Source organism: Pseudomonas sp. DD1, assembly GCF_044510355.1.
Taxonomy (GTDB): domain Bacteria; phylum Pseudomonadota; class Gammaproteobacteria; order Pseudomonadales; family Pseudomonadaceae; genus Aquipseudomonas; species Aquipseudomonas shahriarae.
The window spans coordinates 160,027-179,614 of the sequence record NZ_MSAJ01000037.1; the positions used below are offsets into that span (position 1 = coordinate 160,027).

Sequence of the window (19,588 nt, forward strand, 5' to 3'; positions counted from 1 at the left end):
GAGGTCGGGGAAAGACGCCGTCCATTCCAAGCGCCACCCGGCACTCAATTTACGAGGGGCGGCAGTCTACGGCCGACTTGAGGGCGCAGCAACTGAAATGACAGGCAATTTGTCCGACATTCCCCTAAAAGGCACCAGGACGGGCTTGGCAGGCGGTTATCGGAGTGCGTTTATAGCAAGAAATTCAGTGTCGTGGAGCTATATAGAAGACAAACGGTTATGTGGAAGCGGGCTTGCCCGCGATAGCGGTGGGTCAGTTGATAGATATTTGACTGACCCATCGCTATCGCGGGCAAGCCCGCTCCCACACAAACAAGCCCCACTTTTTGATTCAAATCTCGCTCAGCGCTTGAGTTTGCGCTTGTTGCGATACTGGTCGATCACCACCGCCACCACGATGATCAGGCCCTTGATGATGTCCTGGATATAGGCATCCACCCCGACGAAGGTAAACCCACTGGCCATCACCCCGAGGATCAGCGCGCCAATCACCGTGCCGGTGATACGCCCCACCCCGCCCGCCAGGCTGGTGCCGCCGATGACCGCAGCCGCGATCGCGTCCAGCTCATAAGACATGCCCATCCCTGCCTGCCCGGTAGCCGCCCGTGCCGAGGCAACCACACCGGCCAGCCCGGCCAGCAGCCCGGCGATGCTGTAGACGATGATCAGGTGGCGCTTGACGTTGATCCCCGAGGTGCGCGCCGCCTGCATGTTGCCGCCGATGGCGTAGGTGTACTTGCCGTACTTGGTGTAGCGCAGGGCAATGTGGAAGATCACCGCTACCACCAGAAAGATGATCACCGGCATCGCGCCATGGCCGATGGCCGTGTAGGAATCCGAGAGCATGCTCACCGGCTGGCCTTCGGTGTAATAACGTGCCAGGCCACGGGCCGAGACCATCATGCCGAGGGTCGCAATAAACGGCGGGATGCCGGTAATGGCGATGATGCTGCCATTGATTGCCCCCGCCAGCAGGCCCACGCCCAGGCCGGCGACCACCGGGATCCACACCGGCAAGTCCGTCAGCGATGGAAACACCGCCCGGGAAAAGTCCGAGGTCTGCGCCAGACTCGCGGCGATCATCGCCGACAACGCCAGCACCGAGCCCGAGGAAAGGTCGATCCCCGTGGTGATGATCACCTGGGTCACGCCAATCGCCAGCAAACCGATGATCGACACTTGCAGGATCATCAGCACCAGGCGCTGGGAGTTCATCAAAAAGCTCTGGTCCCGCACGATCCAGCCAAACAGTTCGAACACCAGGCCGATACCGATCAGCACCAGGAAAATGCTCAGTTCGGTAGGGAACCGCCGCCGGCTCTTGACCGGTGCCGCGGCGGGCTTCTTTTCCTCGGGTTTGCTTTCCAGTATTGCGTTCATTGCCCGTCACCTTTTTATTCGTTAGTGGACTGCCGTCATACCGGAAGCCAACTGCATGACTTTTTCCTGGGTGGCCTCGGCCCGATCCAGGGTGCCCATCAAATCGCCTTCGTGCATGACCATCACCCGGTCGCTCATACCCAGCACCTCCGGCAGCTCCGAAGAAATCATGATCACCGCCATGCCTTCACTGGCCAGGAAGGCAATCAAGCGGTAGATCTCGGCCTTGGCGCCGACGTCGATACCACGGGTCGGTTCGTCAAGGATCAACAGCCGTGGATTGGTCATCAGCCAACGTGCCAGCAGGGCCTTTTGCTGATTGCCACCGGACAGGGTGTCGATGCACTGCTCAAGGGAGGGGGTTTTCACCCGCAGTTTCTTGCACATGTCTTCGCACAAGGTGCGCAGGGCTTTTTGCTGGATAAAGCCATTGCCCGAGTAATGGGGCAGCACGGCCATTTCCATGTTTTCCAGGACCGACAGGCACGGGAACAGGCCACTGAGCTTGCGGTCCTCGGTCAATAGTGCAAACCCCTGCTTGATGGCCATATGCGGGTCGCTGATGCGCAACGCCTGGCCGTCGAGGCGGATCTCGCCGCCGTCGCTGGGGGTAATGCCGAAGAGCGTTTCCGCCACGTTGGTGCGGCCCGAGCCCATCAGCCCGGCAATACCGAGGATTTCGCCGGCATGCAGATCAAAGGACACGCCCTGGAACACTCCGTCCAGGCGCAGGTCGCGCACCGACAGCAACAACTCGCCGATGGGCGTCTCGCGCACCGGGAACAACTGGCTCAATTCGCGCCCGACCATCATCGAGATCAGGCTGTCGCTGTCCATGCTGTCGGCCCGTTGCAGACCGATGTAGGCGCCATCGCGAAACACTGCCACTTCATCGGCGATGGCGAACACTTCATTCATTTTGTGGGTGATATAGATGATGCCTTTGCCCTGGGCCTTGAGGTCGGCAATGATCGAAAACAGGTGGGCCACTTCCTTGTCGGTAATCGCCGACGTCGGCTCATCCATGATCAGGATGTCCGAGTCGTAGGACACCGCCTTGGCAATCTCCACCATCTGCCGCTCGGCAATGCTCAGGTTGCCGACCTGCTCCTCTGGGTCCAGGTTGATCCGCAGGCGCGCCAGCAACTCGGCAGTGCGGCGATGCATGGCGCGGTGATTGACCAGGCGTAGGCCGTTGAGCTGTTCGCGGCCGATCCAGATGTTCTCGGCGATGCTCATATGGGGCATCAGGTTGAGCTCCTGGTGGATCATCGCGATGCCCGCCTGCAAGGCGGCCAGAGGCGTGTCAAACACCACCGGCTTGCCCCGCAGGCGGATTTCCCCGGCGTCGGGCTGGTAGATGCCGGCGATGATTTTCATCAGCGTCGACTTGCCGGCGCCGTTCTCTCCCATCAGTGCCAGGACTGAGCCTGGGCGCACCCGCAGTTGCACATCGTCCAGGGCCACGACGCCGGGAAAGCCTTTGCTGATATGGGCGATTTCCAACAGGTAGGGTTGTTCTACACCTGCGGGCTGCACAGCAGTCGCTTGAACAAGCATATCGGGGCTCCATCGGCAGGGCGGCTGTGACCACCCTGCCCGCTTATTGTTGTGATTGAACGCTACTTGAATGACGCGACGTTGTCCGGGGTGATCAGCTGGAAAGGCACCACGACGTTTTGCTCGACCGCCTCGCCCCTGGCCATTTTCACGGCCGCCTCCACCGAACCGATCGCCTGCCCCTTGGCATCCTGGAACACCGAGAGCGCCATCTCGCCCTTGGTGATCGCATTCAACCCGTCAGGCGTGCCATCGACGCCGCCAATCAACACGCTGCCGGGTTTCACCCCTGCGGTTTTCAAGGCCATGGCGGCGCCAATTGCCATTTCGTCGTTGTTGGCCACGACCGCATTGAACTCGCGGCCCTGGGTCAGCCAATCGTTCACCAGGGTCATGCCCTTGTCCCGCAGCCAGATCCCGGTCTGTTCCTGTTCAATCTTGATGTCCGGGTATTTGTCGAGGATCTCCTTGACGCCCTTGGTGCGATTGGTCGTCGAGTTGTTGGCCAGGTCGCCCAGCAGAATCACGATTTTGCCTTTGCCGCCCAGCTTCTCGGCCACGTACTGCATTTGCAGCCTGCCGGCCTCGACGTCATTGGACGTCACCGTCACCACCCCTTTGGGCAGGTCGGCCTGATCCGGACGACGGTTGACATAGACCAGCGGGATACCCGCCGCCACCGCCGCTTTAGTGATGCGCGCGGTGGAGGCCGTATCCACCGGGTTGACCACCATGGCATCGACTTTCTGGCTGATAAAGTTCTCGACCTGGCTCAGTTGCTTGACCACGTCGGCACGGGCGTCCTCGAACTGCAGTTGCACAGCATCGCCCTTGGGGTAGGACTTGGCTTGCTTGTCCATATCCTCACGCAGGTAGGTGAGGAAGGTGTCGTCGAACTGCGACATGCTGACGCCAATCTTGATATCGGCGGCTGAAGCCACGCCACTGCCGAGCATCATCGACAAGGCCAGCGAGGCGAAACGGATCTGGGTCTTCATGAACGGTCTGTCTCCACTTTCTTGTTGGTTTTCTGGACGTAGCGTTTATCAGAGCGAGGGGGCTGCGGCAGGCAGCCGGACCACCGGCGCTCCCGGAATGCAGCACACCAGGGCACCCTTGCTTTCCACGCAAAGGACGTTGAGAAAAGAGAAATAGAAGGGCCGTGCGCGGGGCAGGAAGGCAGAACGTAACACTCGCAGTACAGCGCTGAAGATTTTCATCTGACGGTACCTGGTTGTTTTATCTTGTTTTTGTTGAGTCCCCCGGTCCCCTTATAAAGGAAGGACGAGATGGACTTTCGGCAACCTGGAAATGACTTTATTGGAAAATAATTTCCATATCAACTCATTTTAGAATTTTATTCTATTTCCATTCTCCGCCTTCCATCGTCACCATCTCCACCACTTGCCGGCGCTCGGCGCTGAGCCGGGCGGCATCCAGCACGCGCGTGGTTTCCCAGGCATCCATGGCCTGCACCGGCAGCGCGCCCTGGCCCTGGATTGCACTTTGCAACTGGCGATAGAACTGGTTCCAGGCGCCCTTTTCCGAGGGGATACGCTCGCGTTCCGCACCTTGCTCGAACCAGCCCCAGCGTCGATGTTCTTCGGCGCCCCAGTGCTCGCCTTCGGTCTTCGGACTTTTGCCGGCCAGCAGCGCTTGCTCCTGGCCGTCCAGGCCGTCTACGGTGTAGCAGCCCGCCGTGCCATTGACCCGAAAACGCGGGCCCTGGCAGTTTTGCAGGGCGCTGCCCCACAGGTGGGAAATCACCCCGTTGGCGTGGGTCAGGCTGACAAAAAAGCCATGATCGAGGGTGGGGTGCTCGGCGCTGTACTGCAATTGCGCATACACCCGCTCCACCGGACCAAACAGCTGCAGGGCCTGGTCCACCAGGTGGCTGCCCAGGTCACGCAGGAACCCGCCACCGCTGGCGTTGCCCAGGGCCTGTGGGCTGTAGCGCTCCACCCGGGACTCAAAGCGGGTGATGCTGCCCAGGGCGCCGGCGTCGATCAGCTTGCGCAGGGTCAGGTAGTCCGAGTCCCAGCGCCGGTTCTGGTAGACGCTGAGTGCTACCCCCTCGCGTTCGGCGGCACTAATCAGCGCCAGGGCCTGCTCGGCATTGCTGGCGAAGGGTTTGTCGCTGACCACCGCCACACCGTACTCAATGGCCTCCAGCACCAGGGCCGGGCGCCCTTTGAGGGTGGTGGAAATCACCAGCACCTCCACCCCGGCTTCGACGATCTGCGCAATGCTGTCGAAGGCAGGCACCCCGGGATGCTCCGTCGCCAGTTGCTGGCGGCGCTCGGGGGAGCGGGTCACCACGCCGACAAACGTCGCCCCGGGCAATGTGGCGATCAGCGGGGCATGAAAAAAACGGCCGCCATGGCCGTATCCAACCAGTCCGATTCGCATGAACCAACTCCTTCTTGGAATGGAAACCCAGTCAAAAAATGTGGGAGCTGGCGTGCCTGCGATAGCGGTGTTTCAGGCCCTACATCTGTTGCTGATCCACCGCTATCGCAGGCAAGCCAGCGCCTACACTGACCGCGCTAGCCGTAGAATGCCGGGCGCTGCGGCAGGCTGACCGCAACGATCTGCCCACTGCCCTGGGCCTCGATACACGCGTCCGCCGCCACCGCTGCGGCAAAGCCATCCCACGCCGAAGGCCCACCTACCTGGCCGGCCCGCACGCCATCAATAAAGGCCTGCAACTCGACGTCATAGGCCGCGATAAAGCGGTCTTTCCAATCCATCAGAATCGCATTCGACAGCTTGGCGCCGCTGCGCAATTGCACCTGGGACGGCTCTGGCAATTTGGCAATGCCGGTCTCCCCCACCACCTCGCACTGGATGTCGTAGCCGTACTGGCAGTTCACAAACACTTCCACATCAATCCGCGTGCCCCTGGCGGTTTCCAGCAGCACGATCTGCGGGTCGCGCAAATGGCTCAGGGCCTTGCTGGTTTTACGCGGGAACACCACCTGCACCGACACATAGTCATCGGCCAGCAGCCAGCGCAACACGTCCAGCTCGTGGATCAAGGTGTCGGTGATGGCCATGCTGGTGTTGTAGTTCTCACCCACGCTCGGGTTGCGGTGGGCGCAATGCAGCATCAACGGTTCGCCGATCTGGCCGCTGTCGAGCACCGCCTTGAGGGCCTGGTAGCCCTGGTCATACGGGCGCATAAAACCGACCTGGACCAGGCGTTTGCCGTGGGCCACTTCCGCCTCGACGATCTTGCGACAGCCCTCGGCGGTGACGGCCAGGGGTTTTTCACAGAACACCGGTTTGCCGGCTGCGATAGCCGCCAGCACAAATTCCTCATGGCTCGGCCCCCAGGAGGTGACCAGCACCGCCTCGACCTGCGCCGAATGGATCAGCGCATGACCGTCGGCGTACACCTCGGCGTTCAGTTGCAGGTCAGCCACCACCTGGGCCGCCTGCTCAAGGTTGATATCGGTGACCGCCACCACCTGGCTGTTGAGCAAGGTCTGGCTGCAGCGGCGGATATGGTCCCGGCCGATAGCGCCCGTACCGATCACACCCAGCTTCAAAGACATGGCAACACTCCTCTTATTGTCAGTACTGCCGGGCCTTGGCCAGGCGTTCATTAAGTTGTTTGGCGCAGGCGTTGGTGCGTTCGCTGGTGGAGACCTGCGCCACACCGACCCGCCACCACGACAGGTAGCCGTGAATCATGGTTTTGGGCAGCACCTTGATATCAATCAGCGTCGACACGCTTTGCGCGCGTGCATCGGCCAGCGCGGCGTGCAGTTGTTCCACGGTCGTGACCTTGTAGGTCTTGCAGCCATAGGCCGCCGCGCTCATGGCGAAATCCACCGGCACCAGGCCGCCATCGAGCTTGCCGCTGTCGGGGTTGCGGAAGCGGAACTCGGTGCCGAAGCTGTCCATGCCATTGCCCATCTGCAGGTTGTTGATGCAACCGAAGGCCATGTTGTCCAGCAGCACCACATTGATCTTGCGACGCTCCTGGATCGAGGTCGCCAGCTCCGAATGCAGCATCATGTACGAGCCATCGCCGACCAGGGCATAGACCTCCCGCGCCGGCTCGGCCAGCTTCACACCCAGGGCCGCATTGATCTCGTAGCCCATGCACGAATAACCGTACTCGACGTGGTAAGTGTTGACGCCCTTGCTGCGCCAGCTGCGCTGCAAATCCCCCGGCAGGCTGCCGGCGGCAGCGACAATCACCGCATCGTCGGCCAGGGTTGCGTTGAGCACGCCGAGCACCTGGCTCTGGGTCAGGCAGGAGCCGGTCAGCTCGATAAATTCGCGCAGCACCGCCGGGTCCATATGGTCGTTGACCTCTGGGGTGAAGTCGGCGTCGGTGTAGCGCGCCTGATGGACCCGGTCCACCTCGGCATCCCCCTGCGCACGGGCCTGGCGTGGCTGCTCGCCCCATTGCGTAGCGTAATCGCCCAGCGCGTCGGCCAATGCTTGCAGCCCGACCTTGGCATCTGCCAGCACCTGGACCCCGTCGAGTTTCAGTACATCGCCGGGGCTGATATTGAGGTTGAGAAACTGCACCTCGGGATGCTGGAACAGCGACTTGGAGGAGGTGGTGAAGTCGGTATAGCGCGTGCCAATGCCGATGATCAGGTCGGCGTCCCGAGCCAGCAGGTTGGCGGCCAGGCAGCCGGTTTCGCCGATACCGCCGACATTCAGCGGGTGGCTGGAGACGATGGCGCTCTTGCCGGCCTGGGTCTCGGCAAAGGGGATCTGAAAGCGCTCGGCAAAAGCCTGCAGCGCGGCATTCGCGCCGGAGTACTTGACCCCGCCACCGCAGATAATCAGCGGTTTGCCCTTGGACTTGAGCAGCGTGACAGCGTCGCGCAACATCGCTTCGGTGGCCGGGCGGCGCTCCAGACGGTGCACGCGCTTTTGCAGGAAATAATCGGGGTAATCCCAGGCCTCGGCCTGCACGTCCTGGGGCAAGGCCAGGGTCACCGCGCCGGTTTCGGCCGGGTCGGTCAGGACACGCATGGCGTGGATCGCCGCACTCATCAACTGCTCGGGACGGTTGATGCGATCCCAGTACTTGCTCACCGCACGAAACGCGTCGTTGGTGCTGATGCTCAGGTCATGGAATTGTTCGATCTGCTGCAACACCGGGTCCGGCTGGCGGCAGGCATACACATCGCCGGGCAGCAGCAACAAAGGGATGCGGTTGGCCGTGGCGGTGGCGGCGGCGGTCAGCATATTCGCCGCGCCGGGGCCGACCGAAGCGGTGCAGGCGTAGACCTTGCGCCGCAAATGCTGCTTGGCAAAACCAATCGCGGCATGGGCCATGCCCTGCTCGTTGCGGCCCTGGTGCACCACCAGGTCGCCACTGTCTTGCTCCAGGGCCTGGCCCAGGCCCAGCACATTGCCGTGGCCGAAGATGGTGAACACCCCGGCGACAAACTTGCTCTGCACGCCATCGACTTCGATGTACTGGTTATCGAGGAACTTCACCAGGGCCTGGGCCATGGTCAATCGGGTGGTGGTCATGTTGGGTCCCCTCGGCGCCTACGGGTTAAAGATCCAGCAGCCAACTGTGCTGCGGGTCATTGTGAAAGTGCCAGGCGCGCTTGGGGCCGGCCATCACATTCAAGTAATAGGACTCGTAGCCATAGGGCACGCTGACGGGGTGATAGCCCTTGGGCACCACCACCAGGTCGTGGTTTTCCACGGCCATGGCCTGGTCGATGCTGCGGTCGTCGGTGTACACCCGCTGGAACACAAAGCCCTGGGACGGGTTGATCTGGTGGTAATAGGTTTCTTCAAGAAAGCTCTGGTGCGGCAAGTCATCGGTATCGTGCTTGTGCGGCGGGTAGCTGGATGAGTGCCCGGACGGCGTGCGCACCTCCACCACCAGCAGCGAATGGGCCGGCTCGCTGTCGGGCAGGATGTCGCAGACATAACGCGTGTTGGCGCCCTTGCCACGCACGCTGCGCCGACACTGCTCAGGGCGGATCAGCCGGGGCGTGAAACCGCCGGCCGTGGCGCCCGGCGCGGCGCAGACGGCGATCTGCACATCGCTCAGGGCGGTCACCTGGGCAAGCGTGCCCGGTGGCAGGTAGGCGGCGAACGGCGATTTGTCTTCAAATACCGATTGGCGATCACCCAGGTTCTGCCAACTGAACCCTTCGCCCTCGATCGTGACCCGGCCACTGAGCAGCACCAGGCACAGCTCGTTGTCGTCGGCGCTGACCGGCAGTGTTTGCCCCAGGCTCAGGCGGTAAGCGGCAAACCCTACATATTCCAGGCGCCCCTCTGGCAGCGCGACCATGGTTGGCCCGCGCGGGGTGCTTTTGACCAGCAGGCTCATTGTACAGCCCTCGCATCCAGCAGCGCGCGCAAGGTATCGAAGCCTTTTTTCGCATAGATATAGCTGGGTGCCACGGCCGGATCCTGCTCGGCTTCCACCACCAGCCAGCCACGGTAGCCGGCGCCCAGCAGCACATCCAGCAACTCGGCGAAGTCGATATCGCCATCGCCCGGCACGGTGAAGGTGCCATTGACGATGCAGTCGGGGAAGCTCCACAGCTGGTTGCGCGCCAGTTGCACCACCGCTTTGCGCACATCCTTGAAGTGCACATGGCACACGCGCCCCAGATGCTTGCGTAGCACCTCGACCGGCTCGCCACCGCCCATATAGCAGTGTCCCGAATCGAACAGCAGGCCGACCTCCGGGCCGGTGAGGCGCATCAGGGTGTCAATGTCCTCCGGGGACTCGACGTACGCGCCCATATGATGGTGGTAGGCCAGGCGCACGCCCTGGGACAGGGTAAAACGCGCCAATTCGGTGAGTTTGTCGGCATAGGCTTGCCATGCCTGCTCGCTGTGAAAGCGCGGGCGTTCGATCAGGCGGATCGGCGAGCCCTGGATCGAGTCGGCCACTTCGCCGTAGACCAGCACCGTGGCGCCGTTCTCGCGCAGCAGTTGCACATGGCTGGCGATGGCGTCGATTTCCTCGGCCACCGAGCGCCGGGCCAGGCGGCTGGAATACCAGCCGGAGACCAGTGCCAGGTCGTAGGGGCGTAACACATCGCCCACGCCCTTGGCGTCCTTGGGGAACTTGCCGTTGAGTTCAAAACCTTCGTAGCCGATGGCCTTGCCTTCGCTTAGCGCAGTGCTCAAGGGCGTTTCGCCGCCCAGGGCCGGCAGGTCGTCGTTACTCCAGGAGATGGGGTTGATGCCAATACGGATTGCGGGCATGGCTGCACCTTTTATTGTTTTAACCTTAAGGCTGCTGATATCTGCTTCTGTGGGCGCTGGCTTGCCAGCTCCCACCTTTGAGCGTGTTTAAATTCTGGAGCTGCGCCAAGCCTGGATCAGTTGTTCGAAGGTTTGCTGCACCTGCTGGATCAGGGTTTCATCATCAATCTCCCCCGCCATCCACGCCCTGCTCGGTTCCTGGAAAATCGTCCGGCCCACGGCAAACCCGCGGCAGGTCCGGCTCTGGCTGGCCTGCTGGAACCCCTCGGCCAACGCTTGCGCCGAGGCATTCAGGCCCAGCAATACCACGCCCCGGCAATAAGGGTCGCGCTCCTCGATCAGCTCATCAAGCTGCTGCCACTGCTCGGCACTCTGCGCCTCGATCTTCCACCAGGCCGGGTAGATGCCCAGGTTGTACAGGCGCTTGAGGCTGCGATAGAGCGCATCCGGGTAGGTCGAGGGATGATCCTTGGGCGGCACCACTTCCAGCAGCAGTTCATGGCCACTGGTTTGCGCGGCCTGATACAGGGCCTTGAGCTGCGCCTCCTGCTCCAGGCGCAGCAGCGGCTCGTCGTCGGGGTGAAACTGCACCAGGCACTTGATGATCTGCTCCTGGGGCCAGGTAATCAGGTTGCTGCCGATCGAGCGGCCATGTTCGAACGCCAGCGGCCGCGAACCCTGTACCTCTACCGGGCGCGCCACCCACCAACCACGGCCGGTGGCGGCGTTCAGCGCATCCTGGCCGAAACGCTGGTCGGCCAAAATGCCCACATCGGCCTCCACCCCCTGCTCGCCCAGCTTGCTCTCCACACGCTCCACTGCCTGGATAAACAGCTGCTTGATCGCGCTGACCCGCGCCGGGTCCTGGCCGCCTTTTTGCGCCAGTTCCAGCAATTGCCAGCGATGGTCAAAAGCGAACACAAACAGCTGCTTCCAGGTTTTGCGCGGCACACTGACCTGATGCAAACGCTGCAGCACCAAATCCTGATCCGGCCGGGTGATAGGCACCGGGCTGTTGAACAGATACTCAAGCTCCGCCGGGGTCGGCATTGCCGGGGCGCAGGCATGGCGCGACACCACCAACCCGCCGCAGGCATTGGCCAGTTGGCAGCAACGCGCGTCACCGGCGTCGTTCAACCAGCCACTGAGGAAGCCCGATATAAACGCATCGCCGGCGCCCAGCACATTCAGCACTTCGACGCGCACGCCGGGATAGATCGCACCGTCTTCGAGGCGCGCCGGTATATCCCCATGAATCACCGTGCACCCTTGCGGGCCGAGCTTGACCACCAGGGTCGCCGCCGTCAGTTGGCGCACGTTACGCAAAGCGCTGAGCAGGTCGTGGCTGGCACCGGCAATCAAAAATTCCTCTTCGGTGCCGACAATCAGGTCAAAGCGCGGCAGGATGCCTTGCAGGTGCTGGCTGACGTTCTGGTCGGCGACAAAACGCGTCTCGCCGTCAGCCTTGCCTGCCAGGCCCCAGAGCACTGGGCGGTAGTCGATATCCAGCACACGCTTGACGCCGTGCTGCTCGGCGTAATCCAGGGCCTGGAGGCTGGCCTGGTACACGCCGTCGGTGGAGAAATGGGTGCCGGTGATCAGCAGCGCCTTGCTGCTGGCGATAAAGGCTTCGCGAATGTCCTCGGCACGCAGGGCCATGTCGGCACAGTTTTCGCGGTAGAACACCAGGGGGAAGGTTTCGCGGTCCTTGAGGCCCAGCAGGACCATGGCGGTCAGGCGCTGCGGGTCGAGCGTGATACCGCTGACATCACAGCCCTCGCGCGCCAGGGACTCTACGAGGAAGCGCCCCATATGATCGTCGCCGACCCGGCTCAGCATCGCCGACTTAAGCCCCAGGCGCGCCGTACCGAAGGCAATATTGGCGGACGATCCACCCAGGTACTTGGCGAAACTGGTGACATCTTCCAGCCGCGCCCCGACTTGCTGCGCGTAAAGATCGACGCCCATGCGTCCAAGACAAATCAGATCCAATTGACGACCACTGGCAAAACGAGTCTGGCCCATGCTGGCTCCTGTTATTTTTATCAGCCCGCGCCTGCCATCGTGACGGCGACGCTCTTGGTGGATGCAGACTAGGACGTCCGGCGCCATCAATCAATATTTATTCTATAAATTTTTTATGTGGAATATATTTTCCATTAAGATATTTTTTGCCGCCTTCCCTGTAGACTTGTGCCCATTGACCTATTGTCAGGGGCGACGCGCCAGCCGGATGCTCCGTAAGAACAAGCCAGAAGGATTGCCTATGTCCCGCACCGATCAGCAGGCTCCCGCCGAGACCGAGGTCACCGAGATTCTCGCCAGTCCTCCGATCAATGCCGAGCGTCTGTTGCAGTTGATCACCGATGAATACGAAAGCCTGCCCCGCCAGCTCAAGCGCATCGCCAGCTATATGAGCCAGCAGAGCGACCGGATCATGGTCGACCGCATCAGCGATATCGCCCGGGAATGCGAAGTTCACCCTTCGGCCATCGTGCGGTTTTCCCAGCGCTTTGGTTTCAGCGGCTTCAGCGAAATGCAGGCGCTGTTTCGCGAGGCGTATACCCACAAGACCACGCCGGTGCAGAACTACCAGCAGCGCATCCGCAGCATGATCGCCAACAAGTCGCAGAAAGCCAGCGGCGGCGACCTGGCCCGTGAATGCGTGAATGCCACGTTGTCGGGCATCGAGCGCCTGGGCCTGGAGCTGGACGACGCGGCCTTCGAGAAAGCCGTGGACCTGGTGGTCAACGCCGACAATATCTATGTGGTCGGCGTACGCCGCTCCTTTGCGGTGGCCGACTACCTGGTCTACAACCTGCAGCACACCAACAAGCGTATCCACCTGGTCTCGGGCCTGGGCGGCAGCTACCGCGAACAGATGCGCAGCGTGCGCGCCAATGACTTGGTGATCGCGATCAGCTTCACGCCCTACGGCAAGGAAACCCAGCACTGCCTGCGTATCGCCCAGCACCACCAGGCCAAGACGCTGATCATCACCGACAGCAACCTGTCACCGCTGGCCAAGCGCGCCAACACGGTGCTGCTGGTCAATGAAGGGTCGTCGTTCGCGTTCCGCTCGCTGAGTGCCACGCTGTGCCTGTGCCAGGCGCTGTTTATTGCGGTGGCGTACCGGCTGGAACTGAAGGTTGATGAGATTCACGAACAGGTAGGGTTTGACGACTAAAAAAGGCCGCCCTGCCATGCAGGAGCGGCCTTGATCAAGCGGGTACGCGGGTTAGTGCATGAAGATCGCGATCAGGATAATGACCGGGATCGGCACACCGAGGAACCACAGCAGTAATGAGCGCATGACGTTCTCCTTGAGTTAACGAATGGTTTCCAGATACACCACGGCGTCGCGGCGGCGACCGCCGAAGGTGGCGGCGAAACTGGCGAAGAAAGCACCGAGCAACAGTGCAACGAAGGTCCACAGCGAGGTCACGGCGGCGATTTTGCTGGCGGTGTCGGCGGCCTGCCTGGCTTTCAACTTGGCCTCTTCCAGGGCTTTGCGGGCGTCACCGTAGACCTGGTCGACACGCCGTTCGGCATCGGCCTGGCTGAGGTTGGTGCGCTGGCTGATCAACTGCGCCAGGTAGGCACGGTCCTGCGGCGCCAACTGGCCGTCATTGCCCAGGGTCCGGGCGAAGATCCGCGCCACCACACCATGCACTGCGTCATCACTGGCGGCTGCCGGGCGATCATCGCGGAACAGGCTGTCAACGTAATAGCCGAAATCTTCGCCATTGGCCGCATTGCCGGCGGCCTGGGTCAAGCCGCTGGCTGCGCCCGAGGCCACACTCGCACCGGCCTGCACCCCACCACCGACGATGCTGCTGACCGAGCCGACCACCAGGGTCGCGGTCACCAGCGTGGCCACGGCCCAGGCGAGAAAACCATGGGCGGTGTCGCGAAAGTACACCTCATCGCCATGCATATTGGCCCACTTGACCCGCAGCCGACCGGCGAGGTAACCGCCCAGTCCCGCCGCGACAATCTGGGTGAAGGCCAGCCAGACAATCGTGGAAATGCCCAGGCCCTTGGCGCTGATGCCACTGTCGGCCCACGGCGACACCGCCGAAAAGCCCAGGCCGAAGCCCAGCAGCACCAGGACCAGGGACAACGCAGCGGCGGCCGCAGCCCCGGCAAAGATCGCCCCCCAGGAAACCCCGGAGAGCGTGCTCGACTCTTGCAAAGTGGATGAGGATGTCATCATTGTTGTTGTGCTCCAGGCATTGAAAAATGGTGTTACATCTGTCGAAACGGACAGTGCAGACGCCGTGCCAGTCGCCTTGAAAATAAAAACCCATTAATTTCAATCAGATAAGCAAGTTGAACTTCCAAGAATCATGCAACTTGCAAGAACCAGGCATAGAGGGCGGGCGTTATGCACTCCCAGGACCGGCACCGCCAACCCCTGTGGGAGCGGGCTTGCCCGCGATGGCGGCGTGTCAGTCACCGAATACTTGGGCTGATCTACCGCTATCGCGAGCACGCCGGATCCCACATTTGACCGAGGTGACCTTGAGAATGGCCTACATGAATTTTCTTTTAGAAACCTCGCTGGCATTTCTTGGCAAAATGCCCCACTCCCGTGTGACCAGGTAACCTGTATGACCCGCATTTTGACCATCGAAGACGACGCCGTGACGGCCCGCGAGATCGTCGCTGAGTTAAGCAGTCATGGACTGGACGTGGACTGGGTCGACAACGGCCGCGAAGGCCTGACGCGGGCAGTCAGTGGCGATTACGACCTGATCACCCTCGATCGCATGCTCCCGGAGCTCGATGGCCTGGCCATTGTCACCACCTTGCGCACCCTCGGCGTGTCGACGCCGATCCTGATGATCAGCGCCCTCTCCGACGTGGATGAACGGGTACGCGGCCTGCGCGCCGGTGGCGATGACTACCTGACCAAACCCTTTGCTTCCGACGAGATGGCCGCGCGGGTCGAGGTGCTGCTGCGCCGCAACAACGCGGTCAAGGCCGCGCAAACCGCCCTGCGCGTGGCCGACCTGGAACTGAACCTGATCAGCCGCGAGGCCAGCCGTGCCGACCAGCCGCTGAGCCTGCTGCCGACCGAGTACAAGTTGCTGGAATTCCTGATGCGCAACACCGGGCAGATCCTCTCGCGGATGATGATCTTCGAGGAAGTCTGGGGTTATCACTTCGACCCGGGGACCAACCTGATCGACGTGCACATTGGCCGCCTGCGCAAGAAAATCGACCCGCCGGGCCTGACGCCGCTGATCCGCACGGTACGAGGTTCGGGCTATGTCATTGCTGAACCCGTCTAACGGCTGGCGCTCGTCCAGCAGCCGTCTGCTGGCACTGTACAGCTCGCTGTTCGTGGCCTGGAGCTGCATCCTCATGGGGGTGCTGTATTACGAGGTCTCGGGTTATCTGGGCGACCTGTCGCGCCACTCGCTGATGCAGCGTCAGCATCTGTTCCAGCGTTTCAACGGCGCGCAACTGGATGAAGCCCTGGCCACCAGCATGACCTTCGATATGAAGGGCATGGATGCCTATGGCCTGTTCGATGGGCAACAACGCCCCCTCAGCGGCCCGCTCCAGCAGATCCCCGCAGGCTTGCCCCTGGACGGGCGCATCCATGCCTTGGCCAACTGCATCGAATCGGATGACCCGAAACTGCCCCGGGGCAGCTGCGACGCCGTGGCAACCCACACCCAGGATGGCCGCTGGCTGGTGCTGGTGCGCGACAACGGCTCGTTGCTGGGCGTGACGCGGATCATCCTGCAGGCCCTGCTCTGGGCGATCTCCCTGACCATCATCCCCGGCGTCGCCGGCTGGCATCTGTTGCGCCGGCGCCCGCTGCGGCGGATTCGCGGGATCCAGGCCAGCGCCGAAGCCATCGTCGCCGGCGACCTGACCCACCGCCTGCCGCTGTCCAACCGCCGCGATGAACTGGACATGCTCGCGGCCATCGTCAATGCCATGCTTGAGCGCATTGAAAAGCTGATGAACGAGGTCAAGGGCGTGTGCGACAACATTGCCCACGACCTGCGCACCCCACTGACCCGCTTGCGTGCGCAACTGTACCGGATCAAGCAGCAGGCCGATGAAGGTTCGCCGCAGGCCCTGCAGCTTGATGAAGTCATCAGCGAGACCGACACCCTGATGGCGCGCTTTCGCGGCCTGTTGCGCATCTCCGAGCTGGAAGACCGTCAACGACGCTCCGGTTTCCTGGTCTTCGATCCCCTGCCCTTGCTCCAGGAACTGCATGATTTCTACCTGCCACTGGCCGAAGAAGGCCAGTTGGAGCTGCTGCTGCAAGTCCCCGAATCATTGCCGCCGATCACCGGTGACCGCGCACTGTTGTTCGAGGCCCTGGCCAACCTGCTGAGCAATTCGATCAAATTCACCCCGTCGGGCGGCGAAGTGATTCTGCGCGGGCTCGACCAGGCAGGCAGTGCGCGCATCGAGGTACTGGACTCCGGCCCGGGAATCCCGGAAACGGAACGCGCGGCGGTATTCCAGCGGTTTTACCGGGTCGACGGTGGTCAGCAGGACAGCTTTGGCCTGGGCCTGTCGATTGTAGCGGCGATCGTCAACCTGCATGGCTTCGGCCTGGAAGTCGGCAGTAGCGAGCGTGGGGGCGCGCGGTTGACCCTGGAGTGCCGCACACAACAGCCGCTGTAGGAGCCGGCTTGCCGGCGATAGTGGCGGATCAGGCCGGGAAGTTTTTGCGCAGGGCCTCGACGCCGCCGGTGTAGACGCCGCTGAACAGCTCTTCCACCTCGGCATCCGTCACACCGGCAATCGGAGTGAACACACCCGACCAAGTGACTTTGGCCGAATGCTCACCCAGCGCTTCAACCTGCAATGTCGCCAAATAGGCACTGACCGGAAACGGCGATTCGCTGATGGTGTAGCTGTAGGTGCGCGCAACGTTGTCAAAGGTCTGCAAGTGCTCGACCACCACGGCGCCATCCGCCGTTTGCAGGTGACGCACGCGCCCGCCTTCACCCGGCTCGCTCTTGGCAATCAATGGCAGCCAGTCAGGCAACGAGTTGAATCCGCCGACCAGTTGCCAGACTTGATCGGCCGAGACCGGGATTTCAATGACAGCAGCTGCTTTGGCCACGATAAAACTCCACGACAGGGGAAAAAGTCAGGCAGCTTACGCTGCCTGGTGGTGTTGGCGCTATTGGCCGATCAGCCATGGGCCGACTTGGCACACTCGCAGCCAGTCGCCGATTCGCACGGCTCACCATGGGCATGGTGCTCGGCACAACCCTGGCAGCAATAGCCCTTGCCGTCTTTGATCACAGCGTTCGGCCCCAGTACACATTTGCAATGCGGGCAAGCACAGGTTGGATCTGGCATGTTAAGACTCCTTTTTCATGGTCGTCCTGGTGCAGCGAATGCTGGCACCTTAAGCAGTGACTCCCGCCCGCCACCCAAGGTTCAGCGCCGTTAATCAGCCTGGCGTGCACTGCTGCGGTACATGAACACCAGTGCCAACGCCAGGCACAGCATCGCCAGCACCCGGCTGCCGGACAGTTCGATGGCGGTGTTGCCCAGCCAGCCGAAGTTGTCGATCAGCATGCCCATGGCCAATTGACCGACGATCACCGCGACCGTCGCCACCGCCGTGCCCACGATCGGCACCGCACCGACCATCACCATCATGTACACCACACCGAACAACGCCCCGGTCAGTTGCCACTTGGGCACCTCCAACAGGCTGACGGCCTGGGCCGGTTCGAAGAACAGGATCAGCAGGCCAGTCACCAGCGTGCCCACCGAGAACGTCACCAGGCTGCTGCGCAGCACACCGACGGTTTGCCCCAGGCGCCCATTGATCGCCGCCTGCACACTCAACACCGCGCCGGCGGCAACCACCAGCACCAACAATAGAAGCAGATTCATTGCCTTAACCCCGCGCAATCAAAACAAGAGCCACCACAATCAACAGCAGCGCAATCCAGCGTTCACCGTTGACCCGCTTGCGGGCAGTGCCGAACCAGCCAAAGTGGTCGATCAGCACACTCTTGCCGACCTGCCCGGAGAGGATCGCGATCATGGTCATGGCAATGCCGATATGGGGCGTGGCCAGGGTCAGCACCACCACATACATCGGCCCCAGGAACCCACCGATCAGCTGCCAGCGCGGCAGCTCGTTGAGGGCCGGACCTTGTTGTGGGCCGCTGAACAGCAGCAGCAACAGGAGGATCGCCGTGCCCACCGCGAAGATGCTCAAGGTCGCCCATAAGTGCCCCACCTGGGCACCCAACGGCCCCAGCAACCCGGCCTCCACCGACAGGCCCATGCCTGCGAGGATCACCAGCGGCAACAGCAGCAGCCCCAGGCGGTTTTTCGGCCGGGCCTGGGCCGCGGCCTCAAGAGAAGAACTTTGCATACAGCACCTACAGGTCAGAAGAACAATGACGCGCATTATCCGGTGGCACACCTGTGCGATAAATGGGAGCATGCCGACAACACCTTTGCGCAATACGCACAGCATGGAGTGACGATGCAGGGCTTCAACGAGCTGAGTTTCAAGGCGCTACGCCTGTTTGTCGCGGTGCTGGACCACGGCAGCTTCTCTGAAGTCGCACGCCGCGAAGGCCTGGCGCCCTCTTCCATCTCCCGGCAGATCCAGTTGATGGAACAGGCCCTGAGCCAGCAATTGCTGTATCGGCATACCCGTGCGGTCAGCCCCACGGAAGCCGGGCGCTTACTCGGGCATCATGCGCGCTTGATGCTGCAACAGCTGGAAGAAGCCGGGCAGGCCCTGCAGGAACAGGAAAGCGAGCCCAGCGGCCTGGTGCGCATCAATGCGCCCATGGTGTTCGGCCAGCGCCACCTGTCACCCTGGCTGGCCGAGTTGTGCCAGCGATACCCCAAGCTGCAACTGGATATCCAGCAGACCGACACCTACGTCGATCCTCTGCAGGAAGGCGCCGACTTGTTGTTCCGTATCGGTGTGCTCAACGATTCCGGAATGCAGGCGCGTATTTTCGCGCCCCAGCGCTACCGGATCGCCGCCAGCCCCGACTACCTGGCGCGCTTTGGCACCCCACGCCACCCCGATGAACTGCTCAATCACCAGTGCCTGGCGTACAAGGGCGTGAACGGCCAGCAGCGTTGGTTCTTCCGCCGCGCCCAGGACGACTGGACGCCCTATACAGTCAAGGGCCCGATCACCGGCAACCACGCCGACACCCTGGCACGCGCCGCCGAACAGGGCCTGGGGTTCGTGGTGTTCCCTTCGTGGCTGATCGGCGACAGCCTGCGCGCCGGACGCCTGCAGGCGGTGCTGACCGAATATGAAGTGGCCACCACCCTGGAGCCGCAGCAGATTGCCGCGCTGTGGCCCGGCAGCCGGCGGTTGTCGGTGAAGGTGCGCACGGTCATCGACTTCTTTGTCGAACGCTTCGGCAGCGTGCCCTACTGGGACTGCTGA

18 protein-coding genes are annotated in these 19,588 nt (G+C 62.1%); 4 read left to right on the top strand and 14 right to left on the bottom strand.

The genetic code is table 11. The features are described from left to right. Window positions 1-342: 342 nt before the first annotated feature. From PSFL_RS23885 to iolC, 9 genes are all read right to left on the bottom strand, one after another. The gene (locus PSFL_RS23885; protein ID WP_057439063.1) at window positions 343-1,380 is read right to left on the bottom strand and encodes an ABC transporter permease; all 1,038 of its coding nucleotides are present in this window, start codon (window positions 1,378-1,380) and stop codon (window positions 343-345) included. A 21-nt stretch (window positions 1,381-1,401) separates the two neighbouring features. Beyond that, a complete protein-coding gene (locus PSFL_RS23890) occupies window positions 1,402-2,940 on the bottom strand; it encodes a sugar ABC transporter ATP-binding protein (RefSeq protein ID WP_170060496.1) in 1,539 nt (512 codons plus the stop codon). Window positions 2,941-3,002: 62 nt separating this feature from the next. Next, entirely contained in the window at window positions 3,003-3,938 is a 936-nt protein-coding gene (locus PSFL_RS23895) for a sugar ABC transporter substrate-binding protein (protein WP_057439065.1), read from the bottom strand. Between the two features lie 364 nt (window positions 3,939-4,302). Next, window positions 4,303-5,349 carry a Gfo/Idh/MocA family oxidoreductase gene (locus PSFL_RS23900; RefSeq protein ID WP_169960952.1) on the bottom strand — a complete coding sequence of 349 codons (1,047 nt, stop codon included), beginning with the start codon at window positions 5,347-5,349 and terminating at the stop codon, window positions 4,303-4,305. A 137-nt stretch (window positions 5,350-5,486) separates the two neighbouring features. Beyond that, complete coding sequence (locus PSFL_RS23905; RefSeq protein ID WP_057439067.1) at window positions 5,487-6,497, bottom strand: Gfo/Idh/MocA family protein; 1,011 nt, start codon at window positions 6,495-6,497, stop codon at window positions 5,487-5,489. Window positions 6,498-6,516: 19 nt separating this feature from the next. After that, window positions 6,517-8,448 (bottom strand): 3D-(3,5/4)-trihydroxycyclohexane-1,2-dione acylhydrolase (decyclizing), encoded by a 1,932-nt coding sequence (iolD, locus tag PSFL_RS23910; protein ID WP_169960951.1) that lies wholly within the window; start codon window positions 8,446-8,448, stop codon window positions 6,517-6,519. A gap of 25 nt (window positions 8,449-8,473) precedes the next feature. Beyond that, window positions 8,474-9,268 (bottom strand): 5-deoxy-glucuronate isomerase, encoded by a 795-nt coding sequence (gene iolB, locus PSFL_RS23915; RefSeq protein ID WP_057959196.1) that lies wholly within the window; start codon window positions 9,266-9,268, stop codon window positions 8,474-8,476. Then, on the bottom strand, window positions 9,265-10,158 hold the full coding sequence (gene iolE / locus PSFL_RS23920; protein WP_169960950.1) for a myo-inosose-2 dehydratase: 894 nt from the start codon (window positions 10,156-10,158) through the stop codon (window positions 9,265-9,267). Before iolE ends, iolB begins: the two co-directional genes overlap by 4 nt. 87 nt (window positions 10,159-10,245) lie before the next feature. After that, window positions 10,246-12,183: a 5-dehydro-2-deoxygluconokinase gene (gene iolC, locus PSFL_RS23925; RefSeq protein WP_397470560.1), complete on the bottom strand. Its 1,938-nt coding sequence runs from the start codon at window positions 12,181-12,183 to the stop codon at window positions 10,246-10,248. Window positions 12,184-12,424: 241 nt separating this feature from the next. Here iolC and PSFL_RS23930 point away from each other — a divergent pair, with 241 nt between their 5' ends. After that, on the top strand, window positions 12,425-13,345 hold the full coding sequence (locus PSFL_RS23930) for a MurR/RpiR family transcriptional regulator (RefSeq protein WP_397470561.1): 921 nt from the start codon (window positions 12,425-12,427) through the stop codon (window positions 13,343-13,345). Between the two features lie 141 nt (window positions 13,346-13,486). On the opposite strand, the gene PSFL_RS23935 is transcribed toward PSFL_RS23930, so the two are convergent. Continuing rightward, entirely contained in the window at window positions 13,487-14,374 is an 888-nt protein-coding gene (locus PSFL_RS23935) for a hypothetical protein (protein WP_397470562.1), read from the bottom strand. A 397-nt stretch (window positions 14,375-14,771) separates the two neighbouring features. Here PSFL_RS23935 and PSFL_RS23940 point away from each other — a divergent pair, with 397 nt between their 5' ends. After that, entirely contained in the window at window positions 14,772-15,455 is a 684-nt protein-coding gene (locus PSFL_RS23940; protein ID WP_057439073.1) for a response regulator transcription factor, read from the top strand. Further along, a complete protein-coding gene (locus tag PSFL_RS23945) occupies window positions 15,433-16,818 on the top strand; it encodes a sensor histidine kinase (RefSeq protein WP_397470563.1) in 1,386 nt (461 codons plus the stop codon). The genes PSFL_RS23940 and PSFL_RS23945 overlap by 23 nt, the downstream gene beginning before the upstream one ends. 28 nt (window positions 16,819-16,846) lie before the next feature. Here PSFL_RS23945 and PSFL_RS23950 read toward each other — a convergent pair whose 3' ends face one another. The 4 genes from PSFL_RS23950 to PSFL_RS23965 form a co-directional block, all read right to left on the bottom strand. Then, the gene (locus tag PSFL_RS23950; protein ID WP_057439074.1) at window positions 16,847-17,263 is read right to left on the bottom strand and encodes an SRPBCC family protein; all 417 of its coding nucleotides are present in this window, start codon (window positions 17,261-17,263) and stop codon (window positions 16,847-16,849) included. 71 nt (window positions 17,264-17,334) lie between these two features. Further along, complete coding sequence (locus tag PSFL_RS23955; protein ID WP_081044213.1) at window positions 17,335-17,505, bottom strand: metallothionein; 171 nt, start codon at window positions 17,503-17,505, stop codon at window positions 17,335-17,337. Window positions 17,506-17,595: 90 nt separating this feature from the next. Then, on the bottom strand, window positions 17,596-18,051 hold the full coding sequence (locus PSFL_RS23960; RefSeq protein ID WP_057439075.1) for a DMT family transporter: 456 nt from the start codon (window positions 18,049-18,051) through the stop codon (window positions 17,596-17,598). A 4-nt stretch (window positions 18,052-18,055) separates the two neighbouring features. Beyond that, window positions 18,056-18,541: a DMT family transporter gene (locus tag PSFL_RS23965; RefSeq protein WP_057439076.1), complete on the bottom strand. Its 486-nt coding sequence runs from the start codon at window positions 18,539-18,541 to the stop codon at window positions 18,056-18,058. A 114-nt stretch (window positions 18,542-18,655) separates the two neighbouring features. On the opposite strand from PSFL_RS23965, the gene PSFL_RS23970 reads away from it, so the two are divergent. Beyond that, a complete protein-coding gene (locus PSFL_RS23970) occupies window positions 18,656-19,588 on the top strand; it encodes a LysR family transcriptional regulator (RefSeq protein WP_397470594.1) in 933 nt (310 codons plus the stop codon).

What these genes read in the sequence shown, in the direction of transcription:
- PSFL_RS23885 (WP_057439063.1), bottom strand. Translation starts at nt 1,380, where the DNA reads ATGAACGCAATACTGGAAAGCAAACCCGAGGAAAAGAAGCCCGCCGCG.
- PSFL_RS23890 (WP_170060496.1), bottom strand. Translation starts at nt 2,940, where the DNA reads ATGCTTGTTCAAGCGACTGCTGTGCAGCCCGCAGGTGTAGAACAACCC.
- PSFL_RS23895 (WP_057439065.1), bottom strand. Translation starts at nt 3,938, where the DNA reads ATGAAGACCCAGATCCGTTTCGCCTCGCTGGCCTTGTCGATGATGCTC.
- PSFL_RS23900 (WP_169960952.1), bottom strand. Translation starts at nt 5,349, where the DNA reads ATGCGAATCGGACTGGTTGGATACGGCCATGGCGGCCGTTTTTTTCAT.
- PSFL_RS23905 (WP_057439067.1), bottom strand. Translation starts at nt 6,497, where the DNA reads ATGTCTTTGAAGCTGGGTGTGATCGGTACGGGCGCTATCGGCCGGGAC.
- iolD (WP_169960951.1), bottom strand. Translation starts at nt 8,448, where the DNA reads ATGACCACCACCCGATTGACCATGGCCCAGGCCCTGGTGAAGTTCCTC.
- iolB (WP_057959196.1), bottom strand. Translation starts at nt 9,268, where the DNA reads ATGAGCCTGCTGGTCAAAAGCACCCCGCGCGGGCCAACCATGGTCGCG.
- iolE (WP_169960950.1), bottom strand. Translation starts at nt 10,158, where the DNA reads ATGCCCGCAATCCGTATTGGCATCAACCCCATCTCCTGGAGTAACGAC.
- iolC (WP_397470560.1), bottom strand. Translation starts at nt 12,183, where the DNA reads ATGGGCCAGACTCGTTTTGCCAGTGGTCGTCAATTGGATCTGATTTGT.
- PSFL_RS23930 (WP_397470561.1), top strand. Translation starts at nt 12,425, where the DNA reads ATGTCCCGCACCGATCAGCAGGCTCCCGCCGAGACCGAGGTCACCGAG.
- PSFL_RS23935 (WP_397470562.1), bottom strand. Translation starts at nt 14,374, where the DNA reads ATGATGACATCCTCATCCACTTTGCAAGAGTCGAGCACGCTCTCCGGG.
- PSFL_RS23940 (WP_057439073.1), top strand. Translation starts at nt 14,772, where the DNA reads ATGACCCGCATTTTGACCATCGAAGACGACGCCGTGACGGCCCGCGAG.
- PSFL_RS23945 (WP_397470563.1), top strand. Translation starts at nt 15,433, where the DNA reads ATGTCATTGCTGAACCCGTCTAACGGCTGGCGCTCGTCCAGCAGCCGT.
- PSFL_RS23955 (WP_081044213.1), bottom strand. Translation starts at nt 17,505, where the DNA reads ATGCCAGATCCAACCTGTGCTTGCCCGCATTGCAAATGTGTACTGGGG.
- PSFL_RS23960 (WP_057439075.1), bottom strand. Translation starts at nt 18,051, where the DNA reads ATGAATCTGCTTCTATTGTTGGTGCTGGTGGTTGCCGCCGGCGCGGTG.
- PSFL_RS23965 (WP_057439076.1), bottom strand. Translation starts at nt 18,541, where the DNA reads ATGCAAAGTTCTTCTCTTGAGGCCGCGGCCCAGGCCCGGCCGAAAAAC.
- PSFL_RS23970 (WP_397470594.1), top strand. Translation starts at nt 18,656, where the DNA reads ATGCAGGGCTTCAACGAGCTGAGTTTCAAGGCGCTACGCCTGTTTGTC.